Origin of the sequence: Streptomyces hokutonensis, from assembly GCF_000376565.1 — a bacterium.
Lineage (GTDB): Bacteria > Actinomycetota > Actinomycetes > Streptomycetales > Streptomycetaceae > Streptomyces > Streptomyces hokutonensis.
On sequence record NZ_BARG01000107.1, the window covers coordinates 44278 to 50616 of the forward strand.

Sequence of the window (6339 nt, forward strand, 5' to 3'; positions counted from 1 at the left end):
TCAGCCCGCCTTGTCGATGCCGGGCACCGCCGCCTCACCCAACTCGGCGGAGATCCGCCCCAGTTGGTCGAGCCGCTGCTCCAGGCTCGGGTGCGTCGAGAAGTACTTCGAGATACCGGGCTCGCTGCCGGTCGCCGGAGTGAAGTAGAAGGCGTTGAAGGCCTGCGCGGTCCGCAGGTCCTTGGTCGGGATCCGGGCGATGTCCCCGTCGACCTTGGTGAGCGCGGAGGCCAGCGCCGAGGGCCGTCCGGTGAGCAGCGCCGCCGCCCGGTCCGCCGCGAGTTCCCGGTACCGGGACAGCGCCCTGATCAGCAGGAAGCTGATCGCGTACACGGCCGCCGAGATCCCCATGATCCCCGCGAAGACCGCGAGGGTGTTCTGGTCCTTGCGCCCCCGGAAGATCTGCGAGTAGAACGCGAACCGCACCATCAGCCCGGCGAGCACTCCGAGGAACGACGCCACCGTGATCACGGCCACGTCCTTGTGCGCCACGTGCGACAGCTCGTGCGCGAGCACACCCTCCAGCTCGGCCGGCTCCAGCCGCCGCAGCAACCCGGTGGTCACGCAGATCACGGCGTTGTCGGCATTGCGCCCAGTAGCGAAGGCATTAGGCATGTCAATGTCCGACACGGCGACGACGGGCTTGGGCATGTCGGCGACGGCACACAGCCGGTCGATCACACCGTGGAGATCGGGATACTCCTCCCGCTCCACGATCCGACCCTTCATCGCGTACAGCGCGATCCGGTCGGAGAACCAGTACTGCGCGACGAGCAGCCCGCCGGCCAGCACCACGACCAGCACCCAGGACTTCAGCAACACGATCAGCGCGGCCACGAACGCCACGTACAACAGCCCGAGCAGGAACAGCGTCAGACCCATACGCACGGTCAGCCGCCGGTCGCTCCGGAAGCGGCTCTGCATCTGCCATCACCCCGCAGTCAGGCACTCGTCCCACCGCCCAGTGTGCACCCGCCCTCTCCCATGAAGCGGTCGCGATCGGCCCTAGGCGGAGCAAAAGGTGCCTGTGAATCCGGGTCCGGTCCTCACCCCCGCTTTACGGCGTGCTCGGCCCACCCGCGCAGCTTCACGTCCGGATCGTCCAACAGCGCCTCGGCCACCTCCCGCCGTACGCCCCCGCCCCGCGCGTCGAGCAGCCGGAACGCGGCGACCCGCACCGCCCGGGGCCACCCCGCCCCCAGCCTTTCCGTCGGCCACTCCTCGGGCACCAGCTCCGCGGCCGGCAACAGCGCGGCGGTCACCTCACGCACGACCCCGGCCACCGGATCGTCCAGCAGCGGCCGCAACCGTCGTACGTCCGCCACGTCCAGCACCCGCAGCCCGGCCACGGCTTGTGCCCGCACCGCGCCCGACGGATGGCCGACGAGCGTCCACAGCAGCTCGGCATCCGCCCGCCCACCGCACTCCGCCAGCCCGATCACGGCCCCCGGCACCGGCTCCGGCGCCGCGCACCACGCCCGGTACAGCGCCAGCGGATCGACCCCGTCCCGCCGTACGACATACCGCGCACAGGCCCGTACGACCGCGGCCCGGTCGCCCAGGAACCCCACCGCGAGGTCGGCCCGCCCGGCCGGCCGCAGCACGGTGACCCCGGCGGAACGCACACGCGGACTCCGCGCCCCGAGCAGCGGCCCGAACACCTCGTCGTACGCCCCGCCCTGCGCCACGGCGGCCAGCGCGGCATCCGCGCACAGCGTCTGCACGACGGCGTCGGCGTCCCGGGCGGTGGCGCGGGCGAGTCCGGCGGGGGAGAGGAGACCGTCCTCGACGGCGAGACGGTAGGCGTAGCGGCGCACGGCGCGGTCGGCGCTGGAGCAGAGCGCCACGATCCGGTCGCGGGGGCCCCGGCGCAGGGTCTCGTCGAGCAGGCCTACGGCGAAGTCGGCCCGGTCGCGGCGGCCGACGAGCAGGATCATCGGCGCGAGCGACCCGGCGGTCAGGTCGTCGAGCCCCTCGGTCAGCCGCTGCCGGGCCAGGTCACGCACCGGCGGGGCCCACTCGGCGCAGCGCAGCACGACCAGCGGCAGCAGCACGGGGTGCCCGGCGGCCCGCTCCAGCGCCGCCTGCCGGATCCGGCCGTCCCGATGACACAGGGCGAGCGCGAGCTGGGACTCGGTCAGCGGGCCGGGCCCGCGCAGGACCTCGGTGAACTCACGACCACCGGCCGTCAGCTCCCACGGCACGAGGTCCGGCGTACAGAAGAACTCGTCCACCCGCGCCCCCTCGTCCAGCCCGAGCCACGCCCGCGGATCCCGCACGTCGAGCACGTCCCGCACCGCTTCCCCCTGCGCGAGCCGCGCCGCGGCGGCCACTCCACGCCTGATGTCCGCACGCATCTCTATTACGGCGCCCGGAAGTTGACGTACCCCAGCAGCACGACGACCGCGGCGACACTCCCCAACACGATCACCGTCGACACCCACGACGACCGCCGGGGCCCCACCCCGTCCGGCTCACCCCGGAACGGCACCGGCCCCGGCGGATTCTCCTTCCACCGCGCCGCGAGCATCCGAGCCCGCGCGGACGGCTCCTTGTGCTCGGCCCCGTCGGCCCACTTGAGGTCGAACTCGCGCTCTTCGTCGTCGTGTTGTCCCATCCCCGTTGCCCCTCCCGAAGAACAGTCTGTGTACGACGGTGCCCCCGCCTCTCCGAAGAGAGACGGGGGCACCCGGCGATCGGTTCGGTCGGTTCGATCACACGTCGAAGTACAGCTCGAACTCGTGCGGGTGCGGGCGCAGCTGCAGCGGCGCGATCTCGTTCGTGCGCTTGAAGTCGATCCACGTCTCGATCAGGTCGGACGTGAAGACGTCGCCGGCGAGGAGGAACTCGTGGTCGGCCTCGAGGCGGTCGAGGACGGCCGGGAGGGAGGTCGGGACCTGGGCGACGCCCGCGTGCTCCTCGGGGGCCAGCTCGTAGAGGTCCTTGTCGATCGGCTCGGCCGGCTCGATCTTGTTCTTGATGCCGTCCAGGCCCGCGAGGAGCAGGGCGGAGAAGGCGAGGTACGGGTTGCCGGAGGAGTCGGGCGCGCGGAACTCGACGCGCTTGGCCTTCGGGTTGGAGCCCGTGATCGGGATACGCATCGCGGCGGAGCGGTTGCGCTGCGAGTAGACCAGGTTGACCGGCGCCTCGAAGCCCGGCACCAGGCGGTGGTACGAGTTCACCGTCGGGTTGGTGAACGCGAGCAGCGACGGGGCGTGCTTGAGGATGCCGCCGATGTAGTAGCGGGCGAGGTCCGACAGACCCGCGTAGCCAGCCTCGTCGTAGAAGAGCGGGGAACCGCCCGCCCACAGCGAGGAATGGACGTGCATGCCCGAGCCGTTGTCGCCGAAGATCGGCTTCGGCATGAAGGTCGCGGTCTTGCCGTTGCGCCAGGCCACGTTCTTCACGATGTACTTGAAGAGCTGGAGGTCGTCGGCCGCGGCGAGCAGCGTGTTGAACTTGTAGTTGATCTCGGCCTGGCCGGCGGTGCCCACCTCGTGGTGCTGGCGCTCGACCTGGAGGCCGGACGCGGCCAGCTCCAGGGAGATCTCCGCACGCAGGTCGGCGAAGTGGTCGACCGGCGGGGTCGGGAAGTAGCCGCCCTTGTAGCGGACCTTGTAACCGCGGTTGTCCTCGACCGCACCGGTGTTCCAGGCGCCCGCCTCGGAGTCGATGTGGTAGAAGGCCTCGTTCGACTTGGTCTCGAAGCGCACGCTGTCGAAGACGTAGAACTCGGCCTCGGGACCGAAGTACGCGGTGTCGGCGATGCCGGTGGAGGCGAGGTACGCCTCGGCCTTCTTCGCCACGTTGCGCGGGTCACGGGAGTACTGCTCGCCCGTGATCGGGTCGTGGATGAAGAAGTTGATGTTGACCGTCTTGTCGCGGCGGAAGGGGTCCACGCGCGCGGTCGACAGGTCGGCGCGAAGCGCCATGTCGGACTCGTGGATGGCCTGGAAGCCGCGGATCGAGGAGCCGTCGAAGGCGAGTTCCTCGTCCGGGTCGAAGGCCGTCGCCGGCAGCGTGAAGTGCTGCATCACACCCGGCAGATCGCAGAATCGGACGTCGACGAACTTGACGTCCTCGTCCGCGATGAACTTCTTGGCCTCGTCGGCGTTCTGGAACATCCAGCTCCTCCTACTCCCGACCGTCCGTGCCGGGGTGGTAGTTCGTTCGTGCGGCCAGTGCGGTGGCACACGCTGGACCCGACCTTAGGGACGGGGGATTTCTCAGGCGTGACCCATTTGTTTCGCCCAAGTTAACCGGTCTTGAGCCGCCTGGCCCCTCCTGTCCGCATGGCAGAACGCGGGCAGTACCGTGGACGGGTGGACAACAGGGATGCAATCGGCTCATGGCTCTCCGGGCCCCGTGAGGCCGCGGAGCGAGCAGGTGTCGACTTCGGCTACCGCGGTGAGCAGCTGGGCCTGCCCGAGGACGGCCCCGGCTCGATCGCCCGCCCGGGCCGCCGCCTCGGCGCCCTCGCCGTCGACTGGGCCCTGTGCCTGTTGATCGCATACGGCCTGCTCACCCACGGCTACAAGCCGGGCGCGACCGGCAACTGGGCCCTCCTCGTCTTCTTCGTCCTCAGCGCCCTCACGGTCGGCACGATCGGCTTCACCCCGGGCAAGCGCCTCTTCGGCCTCCGCGTCTACGCCCTCGACACCGGCCGCCCCAGCCCCCTCCGCGCCCTGCTCCGCTCCGCCCTGCTCTGCGTCGCCGTCCCCGCCCTGATCTGGGACCGCGACGGCCGCGGCCTCCACGACCGGCTGGCCCGCACGGTGGAGGTACGGATCTAGCAGCAGCCGTACGGCGTGCGTATCGGCAGAAGCCGTACAGCTGCGGATCAGCAGCAGTCGTATGACCGAGGGGGCGCCCGGAAGGAGCCGGGCCGCCCCCTTGGGCGTGCCGGGCGGGTGACCGTCGGCCGGTCTCGGCCCGGGGTCCGCTCCGTGACCGGCTGTGACCGGGACACTGTCGCCGTTCCCGACGGAAGTGGTGGGCAGGATGGCAGCAGGCGACAAGTCGACGGTCATGGCCGGGGCGCCGATGGTCGCGGAGATCGCGGCCCGGTACGCGGACGAGGCGGAGAGTGCCCGCAGGCTCTCGCCGCAGGTGGTCGAGGCGGTGCGGGACGCGGGCTTCGCGCGGCACTTCGTACCGCGGGCGCACGGCGGCGAAGCCGGTGGTTTCGCCGAGGTGACCTCCGCGGTCGGCCTGGTGGGGGAGGGCTGCACCTCGGCCGCCTGGGCCGCCTCGCTGGCGGCCTACGCCGGGCGGTACGGGGCGTTCCTGCCCGAGGAGGGACAGGCCGACATCTGGGCGGACGGGCCCGACGCCCTGCTTGCCGGTGCGCTGATGCCGTCCGGCAAGGCGGAACCGGTCGCGGGCGGCTGGCGGCTGAGCGGTGAGTGGAAGTACATCAGCGGGGTGCACTTCGCCGACTGGGCGCTCGCCTGCGCGGCCGTACCCACCGAGGGCCCCGTCGACCCGGACGCGCGGCCCGAAGTGCGGTTCTTCGCCGTGCCGCGGGCCGACTTCGCCATCGAGGACAGCTGGTTCACCGTGGGGATGCGCGGCACCGGCAGCGACACCCTGCTCCTGGCCGACGCCTTCGTGCCCGAGCACCGGACGCTGGCCCGGTCGGCGGTCCATGCCGGACGGGCGCCCGCGTCGGACGCGCGCTGCCACCTCGTCCCGATGTACGCCGTGAGCGCGCTGCCCTTCGCCGCCCCGCTGGTCGGCGCCGTCCGGGGCGCGCTGCGGGCCTGGATCGCCCGGACCGGCGCGCGCGTCGACCGCCGGGGACAGTCCGTCGGCGAGAAGCCCTCGACACAGGTCGCCCTGGCCCGCTCGGCGGCCGAGGTGGACGCCGCCGAACTCCTCATCCTGCGCACGGCGGCGGTGGCCGACGGCACGGTACACGTCCCGGACGGCGAGGCGGCGGTCCGCGGCGCCCGCGACCTCGCCCTGGCCGTGGAGCTGCTCGTCTCGGCGGTCGACCGCGTCTTCCGAGCCGGCGGCACCTCCGGCCAGTCATCCTCCGACCCCGTACAGCGCTTCTGGCGGGACGTGAACAGCGCCGCCTCCCACGTCGCCCTCTCCTTCGAGACGACCGGCGCGGCGTACGGCGCGTGGGCACTGGGCGGCGGGGAGGGAGCGGGGGCCGTGGCGGCCGTGCACTGATCCGGTCCTGCCTCGGAGCCCTGCCCCCTGTCCCGGCCCGGTACTTGACTCCGCTCCCGGCCCTGGGGTCCGGTCACGGTCCGGGGCTCGGTCTCGGTCTCTGGCCAGGCGCTGACCTCGGCCCTTCCCGGTCCTGGTCCCGGTCCCATGTCGGATCCC

General features: G+C 72.0%; 6 protein-coding genes. 2 read left to right on the forward strand and 4 right to left on the reverse strand.

Annotated elements, in window-relative coordinates; all coding sequences use genetic code 11:
- From htpX to glnA, 4 genes are all read right to left on the reverse strand, one after another.
- Nucleotides 1–924, reverse strand: coding sequence for a zinc metalloprotease HtpX (gene htpX / locus SSP08S_RS50380; protein WP_019075265.1), 924 nt, complete (start codon nucleotides 922–924; stop codon nucleotides 1–3).
- 122 nt (nucleotides 925–1046) lie between these two features.
- Nucleotides 1047–2357, reverse strand: a complete 1311-nt coding sequence (locus SSP08S_RS50385) for a hypothetical protein (RefSeq protein ID WP_026179523.1) — start codon at nucleotides 2355–2357, stop codon at nucleotides 1047–1049.
- Between the two features lie 5 nt (nucleotides 2358–2362).
- Nucleotides 2363–2617: an SCO2583/SCO2584 N-terminal domain-containing protein gene (locus SSP08S_RS50390; protein WP_019075267.1), complete on the reverse strand. Its 255-nt coding sequence runs from the start codon at nucleotides 2615–2617 to the stop codon at nucleotides 2363–2365.
- Between the two features lie 97 nt (nucleotides 2618–2714).
- Complete coding sequence (gene glnA, locus SSP08S_RS50395; protein ID WP_019075268.1) at nucleotides 2715–4124, reverse strand: type I glutamate--ammonia ligase; 1410 nt, start codon at nucleotides 4122–4124, stop codon at nucleotides 2715–2717.
- 198 nt (nucleotides 4125–4322) lie between these two features.
- On the opposite strand from glnA, the gene SSP08S_RS50400 reads away from it, so the two are divergent.
- Together SSP08S_RS50400 and SSP08S_RS50405 are read left to right on the forward strand one after the other, a co-directional pair.
- Nucleotides 4323–4793, forward strand: a complete 471-nt coding sequence (locus SSP08S_RS50400) for an RDD family protein (RefSeq protein WP_019075269.1) — start codon at nucleotides 4323–4325, stop codon at nucleotides 4791–4793.
- Nucleotides 4794–5001: 208 nt separating this feature from the next.
- Complete coding sequence (locus SSP08S_RS50405; RefSeq protein WP_019075270.1) at nucleotides 5002–6180, forward strand: acyl-CoA dehydrogenase family protein; 1179 nt, start codon at nucleotides 5002–5004, stop codon at nucleotides 6178–6180.
- The last annotated feature ends 159 nt before the right edge of the window (nucleotides 6181–6339 follow it).